The organism is Hymenobacter puniceus, assembly GCF_014333525.1.
Lineage (GTDB): Bacteria > Bacteroidota > Bacteroidia > Cytophagales > Hymenobacteraceae > Hymenobacter.
In genome coordinates, this window is sequence record NZ_JACSCX010000003.1 from 172,587 (window position 1) to 196,980 (window position 24,394).

The following is a 24,394-nucleotide window of genomic DNA, read 5'->3' on the forward strand; positions in this document are numbered from 1 at the left end:
AAAAAGGACCATTGCGCAACGCTGGAAATAAGGCACAAAAGCAAGCCGGGCCCGAAGCCTAGCGCTGGCGCATCTTGTAAAAACGCACGTAATCCACGAGCATTCGTTGCGGGAAAGCCGTCTGGTCGATGCCTTTCAGGCCGCCCCACTCGCCGCCCACGGCCACGTTCAGCAGCAAATGAAACGGATGGTCCCAGGGCCAGGCTTCCCAGCCGGTGTGTTCGTTGCGACTGGTGAAGTAAGGCTTGTTGTCGACAAACACCGTGATGGTTTCGGGCGTCCATTCCATGGCGTAGTTGTGGAAGGCCGTGGTGGCCGTGGGCACGCGCACGGAGTCGGTTTTTTGGTTGTTGAGGCGGAAGTAGTACTTCTTGCTGTGCGTGGAGGCCTGCACCACTTCCGGCCGGTAGCCCACATACTCCATGATGTCGATTTCGCCGTTGGCGGGCCAGCTGTTGTCGCCGTACTTCCACTCGTCGGGCAGCATCCAGATGGCCGGCCAGGTGCCACGGGCGGCGGGCAGCTGGGCCCGCACTTCTACGCGGCCGTAGGTGAGGCTGCCGCCGCCTTTGGCCCGGGAAACCAGCCGGGCCGAGGTATAGGCGTTCTGGGAATTGAGCGCCTCTTTGCGGGCTTCAATGATGAGGTGGCCATTCTCGACACGAGCGTTTTCGCGGCGGGCTTTGGTGTAAAACTGCTCTTCTTTGTTGCCCCAGCCGGTGCCGCCCACGTCGTAGGTCCACTTCACCGAGTCGGGCAGGCCGGGCGTGTTGAATTCGTCGCTCCAGATCAGCTCCTTGAAGCTGTAGCGGGGCACCTTAGCCGGCTTGGCGGCTTTGGTCTGGGCGTGGGCTGCGCCGCCGAGCAGCAGCAGGCCCGCCGCAACGGCCGCGGTCAGGTGGCGGGGTGGCATTCGTAGATTCATAGCAAAAGGAAAGACCGTGAAAACCGGCGCGCAAGCCAGTAGCAGTACGTTACTGGTACTGATAATGGCGCACGTAATCGACCAGCATTTCCTGCGGGAAAGTGGTGCTGGCGTCCGGGTTGCCGTCGAAGTCGCCGCCCACGGCAATGTTCAGAATCAGGAAGAACGGATTGTTGAACGGGTAAGGGCCGGAGCCGACGTCACTCTTGCTGAAGGTGAAAAACTGCTGCCCGTCCAGATACATGCGGATCTGGTCCTGGCTGCGCACCACCGAGTAGATGTGGAAGTCGTCGGACAGGTCGGCGGCCTGCACTTTTGTTGTGGTCCTGAATTCGCGGGAGCCGCCGCTGTTGGCGAAGTGCATGGTGGAAATCAGCTCCTTGGGCTTACTGCCGCGCAGCTCCATGATGTCAATTTCGCCGCACCGGGGCCAGTTGTTCTGGTCGATGTCGGCACCCAGCATCCAGATGGCGGGCCAGATGCCTTTGCCTTTCGGAATTTTGGCCCGCACGTCAATCCGTCCGAACACGAAGGTCTGCTTGCCTTTGGTCAGGATGCGGGCCGACGTGTAGGCGGGGCTGTTGGAGGCCGGCCGGATGGCCTTGATCATCAGGTTGCCGCTCCCGGTGGTGGTTACGTTTTCCGGGGCGTTGGTGTAGGTCTGCAGCTCGTTGTTGCCCCAGCCGCCGGCGCCCAGGTCGAAGCCCCACTTGGTCAGATCAAGCGCGCCGCCGTCGAACTCGTCGCTCCATTTCAGGGTGGTGTAGGCGGCGTAGTCGCGCGGTTCGGCGTTTACGGCCGGCGGAGCGGGCGGCGGAATCACGGGCTTGGGCGACTCGGAGGTGCAGGCCGCCAGCGTGCTCAGCGCCAGGCTGAGCCCCAGGCTGGCACGCGCCCACGAATAAGCGGAAAAGGGCATAGCAGGAAAGAAATCGGGTGGAAAAGGAGGACAGGAGCACGCGCAACCGCTAACCGCCGGCCCGGCCACTTGTGGCAGGGCCAGCGGCAGCCGGGTGGTTGCTTACGGCTTTACGCGCAGCTTCATTGTGAATACCACGCCCGCCGTTGGCCGGCCGGCCCGCAGCACCATGCGCTGGTTGTCGATGGACAGAATCCGGTACACCCGGTCGGGCGCATCGGTGATGCCGATGAAGGCGCCGGTGCGGGCCAGCTCAAACTGCGCCAGGCCGGGGCCCGTAGCGGACCCGAATGTGAAGGCTGAGGTGCCGGAGCGTGGCGCCGAGCACCCGCCGCCGCCGGCCACAAAGGTCTGCGCCTTGGCATCATAGGTGTACACGTTGGCCGCGCTGAACGTGAATTCGTCGTCGGCCTGGCAGGCGGGCAGCGAACCGGCCGGGCTGCCGGCGAAGTATCCCCCAGGGTCAGAATCGTTGGGGCCCACGATGATGGGCGCGTTCTGGGTGTCGTCGAGCACCCAGGTGCGCGTCGAGCCACCGGTAAGCACGGCCTTCACCAGGTCGGAAACGGGCGGCAGGATGATTTCCTTCTGCGCCGACACGCTGGTGCCGCCGCGGTAGGCCGTAATCAAGCGGGGCTTTACGGAGCCGCTGCGCGAGTACACGTGTACTACCTGCTGGCCAGAGCCCACAGTGCCATCGTCGAACTCCCACTGGTACAGAAAGCCGTCGGTGTTGGTAGCCGTGAATGTTACTTCGGTTGTGAAGCCGACGGTGCGGGAGGTGGTGGTGAAATCGGAAACAGGCACCGCACCTTCGAGGCTGCCGGTGTCGTCTTTTTCGCAGGCACCCAAAAGCAGGGTCCCGCTCAGCAGCAGCATGGCGGCTTTATGGAAATGGCTTTTCATGAAAATCAGGCTGAAAATCGTGGAGGAAAGCAAACTAGCCGCTTAGTAGCCAGGGTTCTGTACCAGGGCCGGGTTGGCGTCCATTTCGCTCTGCGGAATGGGCAGCACCAGGTTCTTCTCGGTGGGCACGCCGCGCTGAATACCGAGCGTGCGCAGGAACGCCGACTGCTGGGTCATGCGCGGAATCAGGCCGTTGGGGGTGCCGTTGTAGCGTTTCAAATCAAACCAACGGTCAAACTCGAAAGCCAGCTCGTATTTCCGCTCCCGCAGCACGGCTCCGGTGAAGTCGGGCGTAGCGGCCGTCAGGTCGCGGGTGGCGGAAGGCGTGTTGATGGGCAGGCCAAAGGCGCGGCGCCGCACTTTGTTGATGGCATCCAGGCCTTCGGTAGTAGGGCCAACGGCTTCAGCCAGAATCAGGTACACATCGGCCAGGCGCAACACCGGAATGTTGAGGCCCGAGTCCCAGATGTTGGTGTTCACCTTGCCGATAAACCACTTCTTGCAGTTATAGCCGAACGGCGAGCCGGGTGCCTGGGGCAGCTGCGCGGGCGTGGCGCTGCCAGCCGGATACGGGTCGCCGGGCACCCAGATGGTCACGGCTTTGCGCGTGTCGCCGGTTTCGTAGCCATTCACGAAGTCGGGCTCCGGAATGTTGAAGCCGTAGCCGCCGCCGGCCGGCGTGGTGCCGGAGCCGCGGGGCGCAAAGAACTCGTTGCCGCTGAAGCCCACGTTGTTGCGCTCGTAGCCGTTGCGGCCGCTCACGTACTGCACTTCAAACAGCGACTCTTGGCCATTCTCGTTGGCAATCTTGAAGTTGTCGCCGTAGTTGGCCCATAGGCTTTTGCCGGAGTTGTTGATGACCTGGCGGGCCCACTGAGCGGCTTCCGTCTTTTTACCTTCCGTGATGTACACTTTGGCCAGCAGACCCGCGGCGGCCCACTTGGTAGCCCGGCCCAGATCGGCGCCACTGTAAGAGGCCGGCAGGTTGCTGAACGCATCGGTCAGGTCCTGCTCGATCTGGCGGTACACGTCGGCGGCGGGGGTGCGTGGAATGTACACCTGCGAGGGGCCGGAAGGCGGCGTCGTGAACAAGGGCACGTCGCCGAAGGCCCGCACAAGGTCGAAGTAGTACTTGGCGCGCAGAAACTGCGCTTCGCCCAGGCAGCGCTGCTTGATGGCGGGGTCCATACCCTGAATGTCAGGCACCTTTTGCAGCACCAGGTTGGCGCGCTGCAGCCCAATGAAGCAGCCGCCCCAGAGGCGGTTGGCCACGGTGTTGGTGGTGGGCGTGTTGTAGTCGTCGAGCTGGGTGTACTCGATACCGTCGCTGCCGCCGCCGCCGCCGGTGGTGGAAATGTCGGCCATAATGTCCATGGCCCACAGCGCCAAATTGTATTGGCCTTCTTTGGTCAATTCGCTGTAGGAAGCCGTGACGGCCTGAATGGCGTCGTCCTGGGTGCGGTAGAAGTTGGCGTCGGTAATCTGGTCGGTGGGGGTTTCTTCCAGAAACTTCTCACCACAGCCGGTGAGCAAGCCCAGCGACAGCAGAAAGGCGCCGCAAGCGTATTTGGAAATAGTCATTGCAGTGGAGCTGTTGAGGAAAGGTTAGAACCCAATGTTAAGGCCGCCCATGAACACGCGGGCCTGCGGATACACGCCCAGGTCGATGCCGCTGGGGCTTACTTCGGGGTCGTAGCCGGTGTATTTGGTGAGGGTCACCAGGTTCTGGGCCGTCACGTAGAAGCGCACCTGGGTGGCCGAAATGCGGCTCATCAAGCTCTGCGGCAGCGTGTAGCCGAACGTCAGGTTTTTCAGGCGAGCGTAGGAGCCATCTTCCACGAAGTGCGACGACACACGCAGGTTGGTGTTCGGGTCGCCGTCGATGGCGCGGGGCACATCGTTGCTGGTACCGGGGCCGGTCCAGCGGTTCAGCACGCGGGTGGTGCCGTTGTTGGCGCCGTACAGGGCGCTTTCCGTGATGAAGCGGTTGATGTTGTACACATCATTGCCCTGCACACCCTGAATGAAGAAGCTTAGGTCTAAGCCTTTGAAGGTAAGGGTATTGGTGATGCCGTACGTGAAATCGGGGTTCGGATTGCCGATAAACGTCCGGTCGCCGGCCGCCGTGATGACGCCGTCGCCGTTCAGGTCCTTGAAGCGAATATCACCGGGGGCCGTGCCCGTTTCCTGCGTGGGCGCCGCCGTCACCTCATCGGGCGTCTGGAACAAACCGTCGGCCACGAAGCCGTAGAACGAGCCGAATGCCTGGTTGACGTCGTAGCGCACCACGGCGCTGTTGCTCAGAAAGTTGGGGCCGTTGTAAGGAACGCCCGAACCCAACGACTCCAGGCGCGTCTTGTAAGCCGACACGTTCAGCAAAGTCGTCCAGCTAAAGCCCTGGCCGCTGCCCTGCACGTTGCGCGACGTGAACGAGAAGTCGATGCCCCGGTTGTAGGCCGAAGCGGCGTTGGTGTTCACTGGCTCATACGTACCCGACACCAAAGACGGGGGCACCGGCGCAATCAGGTTGGGCGAGTTGCGGTTGTAGAGGTCGAGGCTGGCCTCGAAGCGGTTTTCCAGGAAGCCCACATCCACACCCACGTTGGTTTGGTTGTTGTTTTCCCAGCGCAAATCGGGGTTAGCCAGGCGGATAGGAGCCGCGCCGGTGTTGATGGTGCCATCGGGCCCGAGCGGGTAGATGGCGCCGAAGTTGATGGTGTACAGGGCGGCGAAGCGGCCGGCATTGAGGGGGTTGCCCACTTTGCCGTAGCCGGCCCGCAGCTTCAGGTTGCTGATGAGGCTGTTGCCACTCAAGAAGTCCTCCTCAGAAATGCGCCAGCCCACCGACACGCCGGGGAAGAAGCCGAACTTCTCGCCGGGCGGGAATACCGAGGAGCCATCATAGCGGGCCACGGCCGACAGCAGGTATTTGCCGGCAAACTCGTAATTGAGTCGGCCGAAGTAGCTGGCCAAACGCTGGGGAGCGTTAATAGCACCTCCGTTGTTGAGCTGCGAGTTGATCGGGCCTGCGTTGATTACCTGCAGGTCGTTGCGCAGGTAGCCCTGGCGGTTGGCCGTTACGTTGCTGAAGTTGAATTCCTGCGCCGACTGGCCCAGCAGCACCGTCACCTGGTGTTTTTCAGCAAACAGATGGTCGTAGGTGGCCGTGTTTTCAATCAGGTAGGTGGGCGCGTAGCTGGCCGTGGCTTCAGCGCTGGCCGTGGCGTAGCGTTGGGTGTAGCCGGCCAGCTCGGGGCCCTTGGGCGTAAATCGGTTGAAGTTGTCGAAGATGAAGTCGACACCCACGTTGGTGCGGAAGCGCAGGCCTTTCAGGGGCTCCAGCTCAGCGAAGAACGTAGTCAGGGCCCGGTTGCGCGTGAATTTCTGGTTGTTGATCAGGGCGCTGGCCAGCGGGTTTTCCTCGATGAAGTTGTCAGCGGCCGAGGTGGGCTGGTACCAGTAGCCATCGGGGCGGTAAGGCTGCACGGTGGCCGGAATGCGCAGCATCTGCTGCACGGTGCCGTACTCACCGCTGTTGGTCGTTACCTGCCGGTCTTGTAGGTGCGTGAGCTGGATGTTGTTGCCCAGCTTCAGCATGCGGCCAACCTGCACGTCGCCGTTGGCCCGTAGCGTAAACCGCTCGAAGTTGGTGCCGATGATGATACCGTCCTGCTGGAAATACGTGCCCGACACGGCGTAGCGGGCCTTGTCGCTGCCGCCAGTGGCCGAGAGGGAGTAGTTCTGAATCTGGGCCCGGCGGAACACCAGGTCCTGCCAGTCGGTGCCTTCGCCCAGTGAGGCCGGGTCGCGCAGCTTGTCCACCACAATGGGCAGGCCTTTGGCCAGGCGGCTTTCGTTGTTGATAACGGCGTATTCCGAAGCGCTAAGCATATCCAGCTTGCGCGTAACGGACTGCACGCCCCGGTAAACGTCCAGGTTGACGTTGGTGCGGCCGGCTTTGCCGCGCTTGGTGGTGATGATGACGACGCCGTTGGCCGCCCGTACCCCGTAGATGGCCGTGGCCGAAGCGTCTTTCAGAATGTCAATCGACTCGATGTCGTTGGGGCTGATGGCGTTGAGCTGGTTGTCGCCGCCATCAGGCAGCGGAAACCCGTCCACCACATACAGCGGGTTGTTGTTGCCGGCCGACGTAATACCGCGTACCCGCACCGACGTGCCCGACGCGCCGCCGGGTGCGCCGCCATTGCTCACCACCGTCACGCCGGACACCTTGCCCTGGATGGCCTGCGTGGCATCGGCCACCGGCTGGCGTACGATTTCCGCAGCTCCCACCGATGAAATAGCACCCGTTACGCTGCCGCGCTCCTGGGTGCCGTAGCCGACCACTACCACTTCGCTCAGCGCTTTGGCATCATCGACCAGTACCACATTCAGGGCCGGGCTGGCGCCATTCACGCGTACTTCCTGCCGGGTAAAGCCGATGGAGCTAATAATCAACGTGCTGCCATCCGGCACCGACAGCGAGAAGTTACCGTTGGCGTCGGTGCTGGTGCCGATGGTGGTTCCCTGCACGATAATGGTCACGCCGGGCAGGCCGTCGCCGTTGCGCTGCGTGACCCGTCCAGAAACCGGGACATCAGCCAGTAAGGCAAGGCGGGCGCCGGGGGCTGTGCCAGCTTCAGCAGCCAGCGGCAGCGCTAGGCTCAGCAGCCCGCAGGCCGCGAGAGGAACCACGCGCCGGAATCCCGGATACGAGTAATGTTTGCGGTTCATGTGTGGGAATTAGGGAAGAGTGTGGGAATTTGAAATCGACGTCCGGTAGCCCTGTCAGGCAAGCCAGGAGTCGCACAGGAAAACAGATGGAGCCCTAAGTGAGCGGCAACTTGGGGCCTTCGGCAAACACTACCTCCAGCTGTCTTGGCGGAACAGGGGAGAGTACAGGTTGCCTGCTTGGCGGAAGCAACTTGCCAGTAGCCTTTCGTGAGGAAGAACTGGGCGAAACGGGCGCGCCGGGGAAGCGCGGGCGTGGGGCAACCGAGGGCGCTCGAAAGCAGTTGCGTGCACGAGTGGGTCTTCACTCACCCGGAGTGGGCGGAAGCAGGTCAGGTAGCTGATCATAAGGGCGGGGGATGATCAAAGGTAGACGCCCTTTTACTTAAGAATCAAGCGGTAAACCCCGCTAGAAATAGCAGGAAGGCTGATTTTCGCTTACGTCGCACGCAGAGCTGTACGCTTACTGCACCCACTTTTGAGAGGCATTTATCCTGTAGTCCTGCCAAATCCTATATTATGGTCGAGGGCTGCTAACGGGTAAAAAACAAGCAAAAAAAAAGGGCTTCAGCCCACTTTTTTTTGCTTGTTTTTCGACTTGACTGTTGCAAGCTCCCTTTCGTGGTCGAACTCGTCCGCAATTGCTAATTCCTGTTCGGTGGACTCGTCGGGCTCTGTGCCGGCATCGTCCAGAAGCAGTCGGGTCCAGCTATCTTCAGCGGTGGGGTCGGCGGGCATCCGGCGCATGGCGTCCAGCACTTTCTGGCTGAAGCTCCAACACGTGGCCCGGCGCAAATCAAGTACCCGGGACAACTCTTGCGCGGAGTAGCTACCGTTATGCGTGTGCAACAAAAACACCGCATAAAACGCCTTCACAATCGAGAACTTGCATTTCTGCAGCAGCGTGTAGGCCGTAGCCGATTCTACGTAGCGGCAGCGAGTGCAGCGGCGCGAGTGTGCTTCCCGGCCTTCACAGTAATTGTCGTGGCCGCACTTGCGGCAGTGGTAGCCGTGGGCCCACTTCAGGTCGGCCAGGTAAGTAAGGCAGGCGTCCTTATCGGGGTAGATCTGGCTGAACTCACCGAAATCTACTTCCTGCGAGAGTACCCGCGCCGTCTGGGCCTTCTGCAGGTCGCGCTGCAGGTCGGTATTCAGCTTTTCGATGGCGGCCGACTGCAAGGCCAGCAAGCCATTGGCTTGAACCAAGTCGCGGTTCTGGGATGCAATGGTTTCGCCTTGGCGCTGCAACTCGGCTGTGCGCTGTGCCACCAGGTTTTCCAGTTCCGAGTTCAGCTGGTCTTTCAACTCCTCATTCTGCCGCAGCTGCTCTACCAGCTTATGCTGTACATCGTGCTTTTTGCGCAGCTGCTTCACCAGGCGCTGCTGCGCCTTGAGCGTAGCATGCTGAATTGACCGGATCTTCTCGCCCAGTGCATACGACAGCACCACTACCTCCACTACAAAAGCCGCGTTCATGCTATACACGGTGTAAGTGTTGGTGAATGTGTGGATGCCCAGCTTGCGCAGAATCAAAAACAGCACGCTGATGGCCACCAGAGAGTGCGCCAGCAGCACGAAGCGCGCCGGCAGGAAACCACGCTGCCACACGCGGAGCGCCGCAAAAAACAGCATACCATACGGCAGCGGGTACAACCCCATGCTCATCCCGGTTTTCCACCAGATGCCGTCAAGCAGCAGCGCCGCCACGCTCAGCAGTACTACGGCCCGCAGCCACTGGTCGTAGCGGGGCAGGCGCTGGGGCGCATCCAGAAACTGACGGGCGTAGTAGCCGAAGGTGAGCAGCAGCAGCGGCGGCGACGCTATTTCCACCACCCGATTCAGCCACGGCTGGCTGGGCCACAGATATTGGAAGCCCAGCCCGTCTTCAGACAAGAACACCAGGCTACAGCTGAGCACGTACAGGACGTAGCGCAGATACGTCTGCTCGCCGGTGAAGCAGAACAAGCAGAAATTGTAGACAATCATGATGAGCAGCATGCCATAGAAGGCTCCCAGCAGCCCATATTCCAGCTGGAAGTGCTCGGCAATGCCTTGCTCGGTCCGCATCTTCGATAGAAAGCTGGTGCGGGAATTGGACTGCAGCCGCAGGTAGTAGGTATGCGGCTCGCTGTCGGCTACTGGCAGCTGCAGCAGGTAGTTTTTGTAGCTGTAGGGCCGGGTAGTGAAGGGGCAGTCGGCACCGGTATGGATGCGGCCTTGCTCGGTGTCAGCCTTCGGGAAAAATACGATGTCGTTGAGGTGGGAGTCGAACAGTTCCAAGTACCAGTGCTGAGGCTGTGGCCCCACTGCCTGAACTGTCAGGCGCAACCAGTAGGCGGAGCCAGGGTGCTCCATGGTAGTGGCCACACGCGCGCCGGATACAAACTGCTGAGCGTATCGGGGCTGCTGCACGTCGCGCAGTGTGAGCTGGCCCGACGGATCTTCCAAGACGCTGTAGTTGAAGGGCGTCAAGAAATTGTCCGGGTTGTCGATGTCGAGCGGGAGAGGGTATTCCGCCTGCCAATCGGAAGGCTGGGGCAGTGCTGCCGCCTGGACACCCAATGAAGCCAATACAACCAGCATTGCAAGCAGGCATCGGCACCGGGGCAAACTGAAACAACGGAAAATCAGGGCTAGGTCAGGCATGTGAATCCCTAAGGTAAAGAAACTCCGGTGTTTGGGGCCGGCTAGGCCGCGCAGCAATCAAAACGGCCCGACTGCGGGGGCAGTCGGGCCGAAATCTATATTAGGCTGGCCGGGCACTTGCAGATTGCTTGTCCGGCAATTGTCGGCGCCTGAGCCACTTTCAGCGTTGAGGTTATGTCGACGCCAAACAGGGCCCGCAGCTTCTCGCGCGGGGCTGCTACTGCAGCTGCATGTCCTCGATGATGGCTTGAATTTTTTCCTGCGCCTGACGCTCAGCCAGCTCGAAATCGACGTGTGACTTCAGGGGGTGCCGCACGCTGAAGTAGAACTTGATTTTGGGCTCGGTACCCGAGGGGCGCGCCGAAATCTTGCTGCCGTCCTCCAGAATGAACTGGAGGACGTTGCTGCTTTCCAGGCCGGTGGGGGTTTCCAGGCCGGTACGCAGGTCACGGATCAGGCCGGTTTTGTAGTCGCGCAGTTCTACCACGGGTTGGCCGGCAATGGTAGCGGGAGGGGTGGCCCGCAGGCCCGCCATCATTTCCTGAATTTCCTCGGCGCCGCGCTGGCCTTTCTTGGTGAGCGAAATCAGATGCTCCTTGTAGAGACCGTACTGAGCGTACATGCGCGTCATTTCCTCGTAGAGCGTGCGTCCATTGTCCTTGGCTACAGCCGCCATTTCGGCCAGCAGCGCACACGCCGATACGGCGTCTTTGTCGCGCACAAAGTCGCCGAGCATGTAGCCGTAGCTTTCCTCGCCGCCGCCAACATAAGTAGCCTCGCCTTCCAAATCCCGGATCAGGCCGGCAATGTATTTGAAGCCCGTCAGGGTCTGGTAGCTCTGCACATCGTGGGCGCGGGCAATGTCGCCGAGCACCTCACTGGTGACGATGGTATAGACGATGAAGTCCTTGTCGGTCTTTTTGCCGGCCTGCTGCCGCGCCGACAACACATAATATGTGAGCAGAGCTGCCGTTTGGTTGCCGTTCACGAGCACCCATTCGCCGCGCGTGTTTTTCACCGCAATACCTACCCGGTCAGAGTCGGGGTCGGTGGCCAGCACGATGTCGGCATCTAGGGCCTTGGCCTGATCCAGCGCCATTTGCATGGCTACCTGCTCTTCCGGGTTCGGCGACAGCACCGTGGGGAAGTTGCCGTCGGGCGTGGCCTGCGCCTCTACCACCGATACGTTGGTGAATCCCAACTGCGCCAAGGCCTGCGGTACCAGCGTAATGCCAGTGCCATGAATTGGCGTAAACACGATTTTCAGGTCGTGCTGGCGCTGGATGGCGGCGGGGTTGATGCTTAGCTCCTTCACTTTGGCCAGGTAGGCGGCATCTACCTCGGCCCCAATGCTGTGAATGCGCGAGGCGTCGGCTTGGAATTTCACTTCCTCTACGCCCTGAATGGCTTCCACTTCCCGGATGATGTTCTTGTCGTGCGGGGCCACTACCTGGGCGCCATCGTTCCAGTATACTTTGAAGCCGTTGTACTCCTTGGGATTGTGCGAGGCCGTGATAACGCAGCCACTCTGGCAGCCCAGGTGGCGGATAGTGAACGACAGCTCCGGCGTAGGCCGTAACGCCTCGAACAGGTACACTGTAATGCCATTAGCCGAGAAAACGCCCGCTACCATTTCAGCAAACTCCCGGCTGTTGTTGCGCGAGTCGTGCGCCACGGCCACCTTGATTTCCTGGCCCGGGAACTCCTGGAGCAAGTAGTTGCTCAGACCCTGCGCCGCCATGCCCAACGTATAGCGGTTCATGCGGTTCGAGCCGGCGCCCATAATTCCGCGTAGTCCACCAGTTCCAAATTCAAGGTTGCGGTAGAAGGCGTCGGACAGAAAATCTTCCTGGTTTTCCGCCTGCAGCTGCCGGATTTCGGCCTGAGTGTTGGCATCGTAGTGGGGGGTGAGCCAGGTGCTGATTTTCTGCTGGATGTCGGAAGTAAGGGGCATGTGGGATGTAATAAGGTGTTGGAAGAGCAGGAACGGTAAAGAAAAGCAGATTTACGCTAAAAGCAGGTAGTGGGCCAGCCAATGAAAGGCCAGCCGAACAGCCAAAAGTGCTGCTGGCCGGGGGTTAAGACGTTTATTAGTCCTTTATTGTTAGCATGGCTTAGTCGATTTCTGCTCCTGCCACAAGTGTCGGCAAACCTTCCCATGCTCAGCTTGCGACTCTCCAAACTATGGTTCGCGCAGGGCCAACCGGTACCTAGGGTAGTGCCGAGGCGGTGCTTCGCTCGCAGATCTGCTACCGTTGGGCTTGTGGTACGCAGCCCGCGTATTTCATCTGAACCCAGGGTATGTTGCTGATTTAAAGGAGTTCAAGCAGGTGAGTAAACTGTCGTTTGCGGCAAAGAGTAGGTCCGGCTATTGGCCCGACCTCAGGAAGACCATAGGTGTGCTTAATCATGGTGATATTCATATTCCGGCAGCTGGCGTTTGGCTGGTTGAAGCAGCCCGCAGGGCGGTTTGCGCAGTAAAAAACAACTTGTTTTCAGTAATAAATGGCTAATTAATAAGTTGTTGTCTAATTATCGACCGAAGGCACTTCTGGCACTTTCCTGATTTAGTTCAAGCACTAGCTGAGGTGCTTGTGGCCTGATTTTGCTGTTGTTGTTCAGCGGCTACCCAGCAGGCACATACAGCACAAAGCCCGTCCTGCTGGGCAGAACGGGCTTTGCTGAAATCTGGAATTCACTGATTGCTACAGGTTGCCGCGCAAGGCCTGTTCCCGCTCGATAGCCTCAAACAGCGCCTTGAAGTTGCCTTTGCCGAAGCTTTTGGCGCCTTTGCGCTGAATGATTTCAAAAAATACCGTCGGACGGTCTTCCACAGGCTTGGTGAAAATCTGAAGCAAGTAGCCTTCCTCGTCGCGGTCCACAAGCAGGTTCAGGTTGCGGATGCTGTCAAGGTCTTCGTCGATGTGGCCGACGCGGTCCAGCAGGTCGTCGTAGTAGGTGGCGGGCACCTGCAGAAACTCCACCCCACGGCGGCGCAACTCCGTCACCGTCGTGCGGATGTCGTTGGTGATGAGGGCCATGTGCTGCACGCCGGGCGAGTGATAGAAGTCCAGGTACTCTTCAATCTGGCTCTTTTTCTTGCCTTCAGCGGGCTCGTTGATGGGGAATTTCACGAAGCCATTGCCGTTGCTGACCACTTTGCTCATCAGGGCCGAGTACTCCGTGCTGATGTCGTCGTCGTCGAAGGTAATAAGCAGCTTGAAGCCCATAACGTCCTCGTAGAACTTCACCCACTGGTTCATCTCGCCCCAGCCTACGTTGCCCACGCAATGGTCTACTACCTGCAGACCCACCGGTGCGCCCTGCGGCACGAGGCTGGTTTTGGCCACAAAGCCCGGCAGAAACGGCCCGGTGTAGCTGCTGCGCTCCACGAAGGTGTGGACGGTTTCGCCGTAGGTGTAGATGCCGGCCAGCGTCACGGAGCCATGCTCGTCCTCGATGGTGTAGGGCTCGAAGGCTACTTTGGCGCCGCGCTTGGTGGTTTCCTCAAACGATTTGCGGGCGTCGTCCACCCACAGCGCCATCACCTTCACGCCGTCGCCGTGCTGGGCCACGTGCCGCGTGATGTCGGAATCGGGCAGCAGGGAGGTGGTCAAAACGAAGCGGATCTTGTTTTGCTGCAGTACATAGCTGGCCCGGTCACGCACGCCGGTTTCGGGGCCGGAATAAGCTACCAGCTCGAAGCCGAACGCCGCCTGATAGTAGTAGGCCGACTGTTTGGCGTTGCCGACATAGAATTCCAGATAATCAGTGCCATTGAGGGGCAGGAAGTCGTGGGCGGGGTGGGCCTGTACTTCGGGCGAGGTCATCGTTTGCATGGGCAGAAGGAATAGGGTGGGATGCGAGGGTAAAAATACGTTTTTGAAGGAAATGATTCCGCCCGGTCCGGCAGCCAACGTGGGCAGCACCCGCGGCGCAGTGCAGTGAGTGTATGGGAAGCTGCAGCAGATAGCTCAACTGCGGTAGGAAAAGCCACTCGGGAAATGCGCTGGCACCAGAAATGAAATGCGGCTTTCTTCGTAAAATTGGGGCGAGAGATGGACCCGCACATGAAACTGGCGAATCCTGTCCACCTTTGCAGCCAAACCCTACGCCTTACCCCTATGAATCTGGAAGAGCTAAACCGCACCCTCGTTACGCTGATCGAGAAAAAGCAGACGCTGCACGATATGCCGTATGATGATGCCCGCTACGATGAGGTAGAAGAGGAACTGCACGATCTGGAAGACGATTTCAACGAAGAGTACGGCACCTATTTGGAGGCAGCCCTGGACAAGGTGCACACCGACCTGAGCTCGGATACTGATGTGCTGCTGCCTACCGCCTACCTGCCCTCCAGCACTGGCGGCACTCCTTCCCCGAAAGAAGGTGTGTGGGTTGATTCAGAGAAGTACCCTGGCAAAGAAGCCCGTATCACGCTCGTACCCAACCCTACGCGCATCATGCTCACGGTAGGCAAGGCCGTGCAGCAGGAGCTCTGGAAGGCTGAGTAGATTCAGTAACTAACGCCTGTGTAAATAGCCGCCTGCTAGCCCGTGAGGGGTTAGCAGGCGGCTATTTTTCTGCTCTAGACTTTCCGTAATCATGCTCTACCGAATTGCCGAACCCGCTGATTGGCAGCAAGCCCAGCAAACCAACTTCTTTATCAGCGCCGACCTGGCCCTGGAAGGCTTCATCCACTGCTCAGAAGCCTATCAGGTGCTGGAAACAGCCCGCCGCTACTACGCCAGCCGGCCCGATTTGTGGTTATTGGAGCTGGATGAAGCGGTTCTGGCCGCGGCCGACGTGCGTGTGGAGCGGGAGTGGGTGGAAAGCCGGCAGCAGCATTTTGCGCACGTGTTCGGGCCCATCCCGCGGGTGGCAGTGCGGCGGATATGGCAGTTTGGCACAAATGATGCGGGAGAGGCAACGCTACCGGCCGACTTATAATTCAGAGCCGGGTCTTATTTCTCTCCAGTTATCTCTTGCCATATGCTACCACTCCGACTTTTACTCACTACGCTCAGTTTGAGTGCGGTGCTTGCCAGCTGCGGCTCTTCTGCGTTCCTAACTATGCAGCCCGTGAAACCCAACGGACCCAGCGTAGGCGGGAGCCCCACCAGCCGCATCTACCACTCCGACAGCGTAGAGGTGCAACTCGGCTTTGTGCGCTATGAGAAAGACGAGCTGGTATTTGAAGTTGAGATTGGCAATGATGCTCACGGACCGGTGGAGATTTTGCCGGAATCATTTTACTACGTACCCAACTACCGCCTCACTGATACTGCCACTACCGCCCAGCTGCCCGATACAGCGGTGGTAGCGGCGGCCACTGGTCTTGCGCCAACTGCTCCCGCGCTGCCCCTTACCCGTGTAATGGCCCTCAGCCCGGAACTCAAGCTGCAGCAACTCACCAACCGCCTCAACAAGCAAGCATCTAAGGCGGAAGGAGGGAGCTGGCTGGAAATTCTGAGCAGCGTTGCTAACATCACCGAAGACATTTCCGCTATCAAGAAAACGGAAACTGCCGAGCAGATTGCAGAACGTGAGCAGCGCCACGCCGACAACGAAGCCCACTTCGAGGCGCAGCGCGAAAGCCACGCCCAGAATGCCGACGAGCTCTACGGCCGCAAGCAGCATATGGAGTCGGTGATTCTGCGCAAGACGGTGCTGCAGCCAAACGAATATGTGCTGGGTCAGGTGCATTTCCCGCGCACCGATGCTGCCCGTCAGCTGCGTGTGGTTTTATTTTTCAACGCCCGTCCGGTTGTATTTGATTTCACCCAGAAACCGGGTACGTACTCTACCGTGCCTGCCAGCAGCACCGCCACTGGCTACTAAAAGGTAGCGCTGCCTTCGGGTTGAGCTTGCCGAAACATCGGTGCCGCTTCGTTCAGATGATTCACCAGGCCAATACTTTACCCTGAGCCCAAACTATAAAGTGCCGCCTCGAAATACAGCTTCCCTTTCCAGGCCAATATCACAAACGGCCCTTCCCGAACTTATCGGAAAGGGCCGTTTGTGGTTTCAGACAGGGCGTGGCTAGATTAACTCGGCTAGCTCCAGCCACCGCTCGCCTTTGGCGTCGAGGTCGGCGTCGGTGCGTTTGAGCTGCGCGGCCCAATCGGCTAGCTCAGTATGGGAGCCGGAGCCGGCGTTGAGCTTTGTAATCAGCTCTTGCTTATTCACTTCCAGCTGCGCCAGCTCTTTTTCTAGGGCTTCGTACTCTTTTTTCTCGGCGAAGCTGGCTTTGCGCTTTGGCGGCGCTGGGGCCGCAACGGCGGAAGGGGCGGGCGCTGCAACAGCCGTTTTGGCGGCAGCGCGAGCAGCTTTAGCAGCTTTTTCTTCGGCTTCCAATGCAGCTTCCGTTTCGCGTTCGGCCAGGTATTCGCGGTAGTCGGTGTAGTTGCCAGGGAAGTTGAGCACAGCCCCGCCGGGCTCCAGCACAAATAGGTGCTCGGCCAGCTGATCGAGGAAGTACCGGTCGTGGCTGACGATGAGCAGGCAGCCGCTGAAGTGCAGCAGGAAGTCTTCTAGGATGTTGAGCGTGCCCAAATCCAGGTCGTTGGTGGGCTCGTCAAGAATCAGGAAGTTGGGGTTCTTGATGAGCACGCGCAGCAGCTGCAGCCGGCGCTTTTCGCCCCCGCTCAGCTTGCTTACCAGCGTGTACTGCTGGGCAGGCGGAAACAGAAATAAACTCAGGAACTGGCTGGCCGTCAGTACGTCGCCGTTGGCCAGCTCTACCACCTCGGCCACTTCCTTCACAATATCAATTACGCGCTGCGAGGGGTCAAATTCCAGCTCGGTCTGGGTGTAGTAGCCGAACACGGTGGTCTGGCCCACCTCAATGGTGCCGGAATCGGGCTGCAGCTTGCCCGTGAGCATGTTCAGCAGTGTGGATTTGCCCGCGCCATTGGGACCCACAAGGCCAATCCGGTCCTTTTTCTTGAAGACGTAGCTGAAATCATCGAGCACTACATTGTCGCCGAACTTCTTGTTCAGGTGGCTGGCTTCAATGATTTTGCCGCCCTGGCGGGTGGTTTTCACGCTCAGCTCCACCTGCTGCTTGCTCAGGTTGGTGCTGGCTTTTTCCTTGGTGATGTAGAAGGCGTCGATGCGGGCTTTTTGCTTGGTGCCACGGGCCTGCGGCATGCGGCGCATCCAGTCCAGCTCTTTCTTGAACAGCTGGCGGGCCTTCTCCACCTCCACCGATTCGCGCATCTCGCGGTCGGCCTTTTTCTCCACGAAGTAAGCGTAGTTGCCCTGGTAGCGGTACATCTGGCCCTTATCCAGCTCCACAATTTCGTTGGCCACACTGTCGAGGAAGTACCGGTCGTGGGTGACCATGAGCAGCGTCAGGTTCGGCGACGACAACCGGTTTTCCAGCCACTCAATGGTGGCCAGATCCAGGTGGTTGGTCGGTTCGTCGAGCAGCAGCACGTCGGGCTCCTCGATAAGCACGCGGGCCAAAGCCACACGCTTGCGCTGCCCGCCCGAGAGCATGCTGATGTTGCGGTTGAGCAGGTCGCCCAGAATGCCCAGCCGGCTCAGGATCTGCTGCACCTGCGCCTCATAGTCCCAGGCGTTGAGGGCGTCCATGCGTTCCAGCACCCGCTGCAAATCATCGGATTTGTGGTCGGGGTCGTTCACCACGTGCTCGTATTCCTTGATGGCCTTGAGCGTGTCGTTCTGGCTGGCGAAGATGGTTTCTTCCACCGTCAGGCTCTCATCAAATACCGGCTGCTGGCCCAGGTACGTCACCCGGATGCCTTTGCGGGTGCTTACTAGGCCGGTATCGGGCTGCTCGAGGCCGGCCAGAATGCGCATGAGCGTGGTTTTGCCAGTGCCATTGATGCCCACGAAGGCCACGCGCTGGCCCTGCAGCAAGCCAAAGTTCAGGTCCCGGAAAAGCCACCGGTCGGCATAGTTCTTCGAAAGGTTCTCAGCGGAAAGCAGATTCATGCCGCAAAGGTAGGGGCCAGGAGTTAGAAGCCGGGAAGAAGTGAGGAATGGTAAAAGCAGCACGTCATTCCGAGCGGAGCGAGGAATCTCGCGTGCTGGCGAATGAAGAGCATTGCAACGTCAGCACGCGAGATTCCTCGCTGCACTCGAAATGACGTTCTTTACTTCTGATTCCTATTACTCCTAACGCCTAGCTTCTTTCCCTATATCACCAGAATCCGGTCTACGTGCAGGTCGTCGCGCAGAATCTCCAGGCCCCGGTAAGCCAGCGGCCGGCCTGTATTGTGGGTTAGCTCGCCGCCGTCGGCGTGCAGGTGGGCTACGTCGAGAATGAGCTGCGTGTATTTTCGCTCGCCCAGCTCAATGGCCACGGGGCGTCCGCGGGAAGAATCGAAAGCTGCCAGGGCATGGTCGATTTCAGCTAAAATGGTGCTCATGACGGGGGTAGCAGTTCGGTACGGAGTCGGAAGATAGGAAATTAGGAGAATTGTAAAAATCCATCGGCTACAACAGTTCCGCCGGTTACTCGTTACTTGCCGCCGATATGAACCCAGACCTTTCCACTCGCCCGATTGGCGTATTCGACAGCGGCATTGGTGGCCTCACTGTGGCGCGCGCCGTGGCCCGCGTGCTGCCCCACGAACGGCTCGTGTACTTCGGCGACACAGCCCATCTGCCCTACGGCGACAAAAGCACGGCCGCTATTCAGGCGTACAGCGTCAAAATCTGCGACTTACTGCTCAAGCAGCAGTGCAAAGTCATTCTCATTGCCTGCAACTCAGCCTCGGCAGCAGCCTACGAGCTGGTGCGCGAATACGTAGGCTCCAAAGCGCGGGTGCTCAACGTCATCGACCCAATTGTGGCCCACGTGGGGCAAACCTACGCCGGCCGCACCGTGGGCTTGATCGGAACCAAGCAGACGGTTAACAGCAACGTGTACCGCAAAAAAATTGATGAGCTGGATGCCGGGGTGCAGCTGCAAAGCCTCGCCACGCCCTTGCTGGCGCCCATGATTGAGGAAGGCTTCTTCGACAACAGCATTGCCGGCAACATCATTGAAAGCTACCTGACCAATCCGGCCCTCGACGGAATTGAGGCGCTGGTGCTGGCCTGCACGCACTATCCGCTCATCAAAAAGCAGATTGCTGATTTCTACCAGGACCGCACAGCCGTGCTGGATGCCTCAGACGTAGTAGCTACGCATGTGCAGCAGTACCTGCAGCAGCACCAACTGGCCGCTCAGCCCGGCAAAGCGGCCCCAATGCACCATTTCTACGTCTCCGACTTCACTCGTTCGTTTGAGGAAAGCACACGTATATTTTTCGGGCAGGAAGTGCATCTGGAGCACTACCCGCTGTGGGAATAGTGTCTTTGGGCAACTCTTCTGCGCCTGCGTTGCTTTCTCTCTGTGTACCACCTCCTTTTCTGCCATTCCCATGAACAAGCCTTATTACCGCCTCGGCGACCTGCGCCGCAACGTGCTGCTGATGGCGGCAGCTACCAGCCTGGGGCTGTTGCTGCCGGCCTGCTCCGGTGGCAGCTCTGAAAACGAAACTGCCGCCACCCAATCAGACTGGGGCGGTGGCGAATCCTACTCTGAAGGCGTCATTACGGAAATGACCGAGGTGAAGCCAGGCGAATGGAAAATCACGGCTGAGCGTCCGGCCGGCAAAGAAGAAGTGGCAGCAGTGCTCAAGCACTTCGATGGCAAAGTCGACACCCTGCAAGGCCAGGCGCTGCAACGCCAGATGCAGGAATACAGCCGCGTGAACCCCGAAAACCGCATGGGTGGCACCGGTATGATGGATATCCTGATGTGGGGAGGCATCGGCTACATGGCTGGCCGCTTTCTGACTCCCAACATGGGCGCCTATGCCAACCCTGGCATTGTGCAGCAGAACAACGGCTGGCGGGGCCGCGTGGCGCAGGAGCGTGACCGGGGCCGCGGCTTCTTTGGACGGGGCTTTTCCGGCAGCAGAGCCAATACGGGCGTGCAACCCAGCTCCAGCGTCACGCGCAGCACCGGTTTCGGCAGCCGCAGCAGCGTGCGTAGCACGGCCCCTAGCAGCAGCCGCAGCTCCGGCTTCGGTAGCCGTAGCAGCAGCCGCGGCTTTGGTGGCTGATATGCCTGGCTGACAGAAGTATTTCCTGCCGGGTAGTGAGCTGGTTGAATGACTGGCTGGCGCAGCTATAAGGCACTAACTTGCTTCCGCTGAGCTGCTTGCTGCCATAAGAAGCGTAATCCAATCAAAGTGAATTTTCATAGCCTACGTGCATGCCTACTATCTCGCTTTTGCCGCTTTCCGGTGATGTAACGCCGGCCGTGCGCGGACTGGGCTGGGACTGGGTGGTGGAAGAGGACTGCCAGAATTACGTGGCGCGGGAAGCTGTGCAGCTGCCGGAAGTGCAAGCCGACGCGTTGCTGCAAGCGGCGGATACGCTGTATGAGTTGCTGGTGCAGTCCGTTCCCGACCCGATTCCGGACACGCTGCTCCAGATGCTGGCTATTCCGGAGCTGCTCTGGCCTGCCGTGCGCCACTCCTGGAACGACGACCGGCACTGGCACCTTTACGGCCGCTTCGACCTGGCCCAAACTCCCGATGGCCCCAAGCTGCTCGAATTCAACGCCGACACCGCCACCGGCCTGCCCGAAACGGCCGTGGTGCAGTGGGCCAGCCTGGTGGCTGCCGGCCAGGCCCAGGAAGACCGGCAGGCCAATGGACTGTTTGAAGGCTTGGAAACCCAGCTAGCTGAATGGCTGGAGCGCAACCCCGATCTGGCACCTACCTTGCTGCTCGTGCATCTGCCCGGCAGCGCGGAGGATGCGGCCAACTGCGCCGTGGTAGCGGAAGCAGCTACGGCAGTCGGCTTCGAGTCCGTTCATATCTGTTCGGTTGATGCTATGCAGGTGGCGGTAGCAGGGGAGGAGCGAGGCGTTTGGGTGGAAACAAAGCCCAGCCAATGGCAGCAATTCGGCTTTTTGTTTAAGCTGGTGCCCTGGGAAATCCTGGCAGCCGAAGAACCCGAGCTTACAGGCGACCTGGTGCAGCTGATGCAAAGCCGTGACCTGATTATTGCCAACCCAGCCTATACGATGATGTTTCAGAGCAAAGCTATTCTGGCGTGGCTCTGGCAGTGCTTTCCATACCATCCCCTGTTGTTGGAAGCATCTCTCACCGAGCTGCCGGGCCATTGTGTGCGCAAGCCTTTATTGGGCCGTGAGGGCCAAAACGTAACCGAAGTACAAGAGGGCCGTGTCGGCAAGGCAATAGCCGGCGACTTTGCCAGTCAGCCACAGCTTTACCAACGCTTCGTGCAGCTTCCTCAGGATCCGCAGCAGCGGCTCTACCAGGCTGGTGTGTTCTGGGCGGGCACTGGTAGTGCCATCGGGTTCCGCCGCGACCCTGGTTTTATCACCAACCTGTCGGAGTTTGTGCCGCACGTACTGGTGTAGCCGCCGAGGCGGGTGTAGTTAATTCTCTTTCGCAGGCCTATTACTGATAGTGGCCGGTCAATGAAAAGGCTCCGTTGTTGCGGAGCCTTTTCATTGACCGGCCACTATCAGTAATAGGCCATTTTATCTGGATATAAGCTAGTTATATAGAAGGTTAGTTGAATTTTTCGTCGATTGAAAAGTAAATGTGGTGTAAATATTTGTATTATTCTTTTAAAGAATTAAGTTTATGGCATAAAAGTGTCTTAACTGCCTCCGATATGCAATCAGGCACTTGATTCTACTTTTTTCAAGCAATTACCCTCTTAGCCTGTCTGCCACATGCACGCTTGCTTCCGCCTACTCATTGCAGCGAAAGACATTAGGCTTGTACCGGCAATCGGGCTGCTGGCGCTTTTTTGGGTGTGTTGCCTGCCGAAGAGCTATGCGCAAAGAATGCCGCCCAAAACCCCGGCTACTACAGAAAAAGGGTCTTCGCCGCTGCCGGCAAAAAAGCTGGAAGAGGCGCTGCAGCTTCTCCTGAAAGCAACCGGTGACTCCACACCCGTGAGCCCGCAGCGCCGCCAGTTTCGGCCCACCGAAATAGAAGGTCTGGTGATTGACCAAACGATATCGAAAGTCGGCCATGACTTCTACGACCAGTTTTATAGCAACTGGGAGGTCCCGCAAGGCGTCGGCGACTACACCATCAATATTAGTGAAAAGCCGGGCCGCGCCACCAGCATCCTGATTTCGGTGGATGTGAATGACAACGAGCTACTGGAAGTGCCGCTTCAGCCTAAAGCGGAGATAATCGAAGATGTAGCCAACTATGCGTTGGAAATGGTAACCAATTTTCTGCTGCAGGCTAAAAATGAAAGCCAGCAGCTAGAGCGTGGTGGGCGGCAGCCGCTTGAAGTGTTTTAAACTCCCCTGATTTTCTCCCTATCGTTCCCTGTTTCAAATTTCCACTCCCATGACTACCCTTCTACTACGCTGCATGCTCTTGCTGCTGTTTGCTTTCGGAGGCCAACAGGCTGCTGCTCAGGATTTGGTATACGAGCCAAAAAATCCTTCTTTCGGTGGAGGCAACACATTCAACTATTCCTGGCTGCTTAGCTCGGCTCAGGCGCAGAACACCATTGCGGAGCCAACATCTGCGTCTGCCTCAAACCCATTCCAGATTGATCCGCTACGGCAGTTCGAGCAGAATCTCAACCAGCAGATTCTCAACCAGCTGGCCCAGCGGCTTATTGGTAATCAGTTTGGAGGAAACGGTACGCAGGGACAGGGCCTGCAGGAAGGAAGCTACTCGGTTGGAGCGTATCAGATAAATGTGGTACCGGGCGGCAATGGCTTCTCTGTGCAGATAACAGATACCAATACAGGCAACCAGACCACCGTTACCATCCCATATTTCTAAGCCGCGCGCTATCATGCTACACCGTGTTATTCGCCGATTGGCAGTAGCTGGGCTACTTACCATTGGTATGGGTGCCTGTGCACCGTATTTTCACCAACCATTCAGCAGTGAACGAGCCCGCCTGGGGGCTGATATTGAGGGGAGCAAGGGCCTGCACAGTGTGCCGGAGCCAAAAGAGCGGATAGTTGCTGCCGTGTACAAATTCCGCGACCAGACCGGGCAATACAAGCCGGCGCAGAATGGCTCCAGCTTTTCCACGGCCATCACGCAGGGGGGCACCACCATTCTGTTGCGCGCCTTGGAAGAAACCCGCTGGTTTACGCCCATTGAACGAGAAAATCTAGGCAACCTGCTCAACGAGCGGAAAATCATTCGCTCAAGCCGGGCAGAGTACCAGGAGCTAACCGGCCAGCGGCAGCCAGCACTACCCTCGTTGCTATTTGCGGGGATAATTCTGGAAGGAGGTATCGTTTCCTACGATGCGAACGTCATTACGGGCGGCGCGGGGCTACGCTATTTTGGCGCCGGAGCATCCGGGCAGTACCGGCAGGACCGCGTAACTGTGTACCTGCGCGCTATCAGTACCAGCACCGGCGAAATACTGAAAACAGTTTACACCTCTAAAACCATTCTGTCGCAGCAGGTCGATGCGAGCTTATTTCGTTTTGTGAATTTCAAGCGGCTGCTGGAAACTGAAACCGGTTTCACTTACAATGAACCCACTGAAATGGCTGTAAAGGAAGCTATTGAAAAGTCAGTTGAGGCACTTATCTACGAAGGGATTGATGGCCGGATCTGGGCGCCCCGCAACATGGCCGACGTCAATGGAGTGGGTATGCAGGCTTATTTTCAGGAGAAAAAGGAAAATCAGAACATTGACGTGCTGGGCCGTGTCCAGCATGACCGCAGAACAACGCTGGGCATTGGTGTGGCAGGCGCTGCAGCCCGCTACCAAGGAGACCTGCGGCGCCCACAGGTTCGGGGAGCGGCAGAGCTAAGCCTGCATTATAACCCGCAGCTGAACAGTAAATTGTCAGCTGTAGTTAACCTGGGACGTTTTGAGTTGGGGGCCGGTGATTTCTACCGCGAAGCTTTCAACTATGCGGAGGTAGCTGGGCAGTTTCGTCTGTTCCCGCGCGACCAGTTCACCCCGTATCTGACTGCTGGTGCGGGAGCAACTTCCAGAGCCACTCAAGGCGTTTTCAAGCCAACGCTTGGGCACATTGTTACGGGTATAGGAATAGAGATATTGCCCACAGATAAGGTGGGAATTACAATCGGCGTTGATAACCGGTATTTCCTGAATGACCGGTTGGATGGTGTTGTGCTAGGAAAATACTACGATTACCTGTGGTCAGGCAAAGTGGGCATCAGCTTATACCTGGGCCGTGGGACTGCCGGAAAGACAACGCCGGTGCCAATGACGGCGCCTGAGCGTTAAAATCGGGA

The 24,394-nt window shown here is 58.8% G+C and carries 19 protein-coding genes; 9 read left to right on the top strand and 10 right to left on the bottom strand.

Annotated elements, in window-relative coordinates; translation table 11 throughout:
* Nucleotides 1–58: 58 nt before the first annotated feature.
* The 8 genes from H8B14_RS09515 to hppD form a co-directional block, all read right to left on the bottom strand.
* Nucleotides 59–925, bottom strand: a complete 867-nt coding sequence (locus H8B14_RS09515; protein WP_187315402.1) for a glycoside hydrolase family 16 protein — start codon at nt 923–925, stop codon at nt 59–61.
* Between the two features lie 49 nt (nt 926–974).
* Nucleotides 975–1,844 carry a glycoside hydrolase family 16 protein gene (locus tag H8B14_RS09520; protein WP_187315403.1) on the bottom strand — a complete coding sequence of 290 codons (870 nt, stop codon included), beginning with the start codon at nt 1,842–1,844 and terminating at the stop codon, nt 975–977.
* 102 nt (nt 1,845–1,946) lie between these two features.
* Entirely contained in the window at nt 1,947–2,750 is an 804-nt protein-coding gene (locus tag H8B14_RS09525; RefSeq protein WP_187315404.1) for a PKD domain-containing protein, read from the bottom strand.
* Nucleotides 2,751–2,792: 42 nt separating this feature from the next.
* Nucleotides 2,793–4,331, bottom strand: coding sequence for a RagB/SusD family nutrient uptake outer membrane protein (locus H8B14_RS09530; protein ID WP_187315405.1), 1,539 nt, complete (start codon nt 4,329–4,331; stop codon nt 2,793–2,795).
* A 24-nt stretch (nt 4,332–4,355) separates the two neighbouring features.
* The gene (locus H8B14_RS09535) at nt 4,356–7,484 is read right to left on the bottom strand and encodes a SusC/RagA family TonB-linked outer membrane protein (protein ID WP_187315406.1); all 3,129 of its coding nucleotides are present in this window, start codon (nt 7,482–7,484) and stop codon (nt 4,356–4,358) included.
* Between the two features lie 564 nt (nt 7,485–8,048).
* Nucleotides 8,049–10,064, bottom strand: coding sequence for a 7TM diverse intracellular signaling domain-containing protein (locus H8B14_RS09540; RefSeq protein ID WP_187315407.1), 2,016 nt, complete (start codon nt 10,062–10,064; stop codon nt 8,049–8,051).
* 280 nt (nt 10,065–10,344) lie between these two features.
* Entirely contained in the window at nt 10,345–12,081 is a 1,737-nt protein-coding gene (locus tag H8B14_RS09545; protein ID WP_187315408.1) for a phospho-sugar mutase, read from the bottom strand.
* 751 nt (nt 12,082–12,832) lie between these two features.
* The gene (gene hppD / locus H8B14_RS09550) at nt 12,833–13,966 is read right to left on the bottom strand and encodes a 4-hydroxyphenylpyruvate dioxygenase (protein WP_187315409.1); all 1,134 of its coding nucleotides are present in this window, start codon (nt 13,964–13,966) and stop codon (nt 12,833–12,835) included.
* A 285-nt stretch (nt 13,967–14,251) separates the two neighbouring features.
* Here hppD and H8B14_RS09555 point away from each other — a divergent pair, with 285 nt between their 5' ends.
* The 3 genes from H8B14_RS09555 to H8B14_RS09565 all read left to right on the top strand — a co-directional run bounded on the left by H8B14_RS09555 (nt 14,252) and on the right by H8B14_RS09565 (nt 15,968).
* Entirely contained in the window at nt 14,252–14,641 is a 390-nt protein-coding gene (locus tag H8B14_RS09555) for a hypothetical protein (protein WP_187315410.1), read from the top strand.
* Nucleotides 14,642–14,732: 91 nt separating this feature from the next.
* On the top strand, nt 14,733–15,077 hold the full coding sequence (locus H8B14_RS09560; protein ID WP_187315411.1) for a DUF952 domain-containing protein: 345 nt from the start codon (nt 14,733–14,735) through the stop codon (nt 15,075–15,077).
* A gap of 42 nt (nt 15,078–15,119) precedes the next feature.
* The gene (locus H8B14_RS09565) at nt 15,120–15,968 is read left to right on the top strand and encodes a hypothetical protein (RefSeq protein ID WP_187315412.1); all 849 of its coding nucleotides are present in this window, start codon (nt 15,120–15,122) and stop codon (nt 15,966–15,968) included.
* Nucleotides 15,969–16,169: 201 nt separating this feature from the next.
* Here the strand turns inward: H8B14_RS09565 and abc-f are convergent, their stop codons facing one another.
* Both abc-f and H8B14_RS09575 read right to left on the bottom strand, forming a co-directional pair.
* Nucleotides 16,170–18,089 (bottom strand): ribosomal protection-like ABC-F family protein, encoded by a 1,920-nt coding sequence (gene abc-f, locus H8B14_RS09570; RefSeq protein WP_187315413.1) that lies wholly within the window; start codon nt 18,087–18,089, stop codon nt 16,170–16,172.
* Between the two features lie 203 nt (nt 18,090–18,292).
* Complete coding sequence (locus H8B14_RS09575; protein ID WP_187315414.1) at nt 18,293–18,526, bottom strand: hypothetical protein; 234 nt, start codon at nt 18,524–18,526, stop codon at nt 18,293–18,295.
* Between the two features lie 107 nt (nt 18,527–18,633).
* Here H8B14_RS09575 and murI point away from each other — a divergent pair, with 107 nt between their 5' ends.
* The 6 genes from murI to H8B14_RS09605 all read left to right on the top strand — a co-directional run bounded on the left by murI (nt 18,634) and on the right by H8B14_RS09605 (nt 24,386).
* Entirely contained in the window at nt 18,634–19,455 is an 822-nt protein-coding gene (gene murI, locus H8B14_RS09580) for a glutamate racemase (RefSeq protein WP_187315415.1), read from the top strand.
* A gap of 70 nt (nt 19,456–19,525) precedes the next feature.
* Complete coding sequence (locus H8B14_RS09585; protein WP_187315416.1) at nt 19,526–20,212, top strand: hypothetical protein; 687 nt, start codon at nt 19,526–19,528, stop codon at nt 20,210–20,212.
* Nucleotides 20,213–20,364: 152 nt separating this feature from the next.
* Nucleotides 20,365–21,543 (top strand): glutathionylspermidine synthase family protein, encoded by a 1,179-nt coding sequence (locus tag H8B14_RS09590; protein WP_187315417.1) that lies wholly within the window; start codon nt 20,365–20,367, stop codon nt 21,541–21,543.
* Between the two features lie 435 nt (nt 21,544–21,978).
* Nucleotides 21,979–22,449 carry a CsgE family curli-type amyloid fiber assembly protein gene (locus tag H8B14_RS09595; protein ID WP_187315418.1) on the top strand — a complete coding sequence of 157 codons (471 nt, stop codon included), beginning with the start codon at nt 21,979–21,981 and terminating at the stop codon, nt 22,447–22,449.
* A gap of 49 nt (nt 22,450–22,498) precedes the next feature.
* On the top strand, nt 22,499–22,945 hold the full coding sequence (locus H8B14_RS09600) for a curli assembly protein CsgF (RefSeq protein ID WP_187315419.1): 447 nt from the start codon (nt 22,499–22,501) through the stop codon (nt 22,943–22,945).
* A 67-nt stretch (nt 22,946–23,012) separates the two neighbouring features.
* The gene (locus H8B14_RS09605) at nt 23,013–24,386 is read left to right on the top strand and encodes a CsgG/HfaB family protein (RefSeq protein WP_261989959.1); all 1,374 of its coding nucleotides are present in this window, start codon (nt 23,013–23,015) and stop codon (nt 24,384–24,386) included.
* Nucleotides 24,387–24,394: the final 8 nt, after the last annotated feature.